Annotated in this window: 1 protein-coding gene; it reads right to left on the bottom strand. The window is 70.7% G+C overall.

Annotated features, from left to right (window positions below; translation table 11 throughout):
• Window positions 1-90: 90 nt before the first annotated feature.
• Window positions 91-1,357 (bottom strand): phospho-sugar mutase (locus GRC12_RS44490; RefSeq protein ID WP_208786103.1); only part of this gene is annotated, 1,267 nt, incomplete at its 5' end.

Raw genomic sequence — 1,357 nt, 5'->3', positions numbered from 1 at the left:
GGGGTGGCCCGGACACGGGGTTCAGTTGTCTGGTTCGGGGGCGGACATCGATACCGGCCTCGTGATGAACCCCGGGAACGGTTCGCTGTGTCAGATGCCCGCCGCCGACGAGAGGTCTCGTTTGATCGACGTCAGGAGTTCCGTCGCCCTGGCGCGGGCCGTCGGGAGGTCCGCGTGGTTCTGCACGGGGATCACCACCTCGAGGTAGCACTTCAGTTTGGGTTCCGTGCCGCTCGGGCGGACGATGACGCGGGCGCCGGTGAGGGTGTAGCGGAGGCCGTCGGTGGGGGGCAGTGTGTCGGTGCCTCGAGTGAGGTCCTCCGCCTTGGTGACGGGCAGGCCGGCGAGTTCGGTGGGCGGCTGTTCGCGCAGGCGGCGCATCGCGTCCGCGATGAGGGAGAGGTCCTGGACGCGGACGCTGAGCTGGTCGGTCGCGTGCAGACCGTGCTCCACGGCGAGGTCGTCGAGGAGGTCGAGGAGGGTACGGTTCTGCTCCTTGAGGACCGAGGCCAGTTCCGTGATCAGGAGGGCCGCCGTGATGCCGTCCTTGTCCCGTACGCCGTCCGGGTCCACGCAGTAGCCGAGGGCCTCCTCGTAGCCGTAGCGCAGGCCCTCCACGCGGGCGATCCACTTGAAGCCGGTCAGGGTCTCCTCGTAGGGGAGGTTCGCCTTCTCGGCGATGCGGCCCAGGAGGGACGAGGAGACGATCGACTCGGCGAAGGTGCCCTGTGCTCCGCGGCGGACCAGGTGGGCGGCGAGGAGGGCGCCGACCTCGTCGCCCCGGAGCATGCGCCAGTCCGTGCCGGTGTTCACCGCCACCGCGCAGCGGTCCGCGTCGGGGTCGTTGGCGATGACCAGGTCAGGGGTCGGGGTCGTTGCGCGGGCTTTCGCGAAGGCGAGGTCCATGGCGCCGGGCTCTTCCGGGTTGGGGAAGGCGACGGTCGGGAAGTCGGGGTCGGGGTCGGCCTGCTCGGCGACGAGGGTCGGTTCGGGGAAGCCGGCCCTCGCGAAGGCGGCGAGGAGGGTGTCCTTGCCGACGCCGTGCATCGCCGTGTAGACCGTGCGGGCGGTGCGGGGGGAGGTGGGGGACAGGACGGCGTCCGTGCGGGCGAGGTAGGCCGACAGGACCGTGTCGTCGAGGGTCTCCCAGCCGGTGTCGGGGCGGTTGACGTCCTTGAGGGACGTGATCGCCTGGATCTCCGCCGCGATCTCCGCGTCCGCGGGCGGGACGATCTGGGAGCCGTCGCCGAGGTAGACCTTGTAGCCGTTGTCGCGGGGCGGGTTGTGGCTGGCGGTGACCTCTACGCCTGCGGCCGCGCCCAGGTGCCTTATGGCGAAGGCCAGGACCTGTCTCTTA

The sequence above is a fragment of the Streptomyces griseorubiginosus genome (assembly GCF_017614965.1).
GTDB lineage: Bacteria > Actinomycetota > Actinomycetes > Streptomycetales > Streptomycetaceae > Streptomyces > Streptomyces griseorubiginosus_B.
This window is presented reverse-complemented; position numbering and strand designations above follow the sequence as displayed.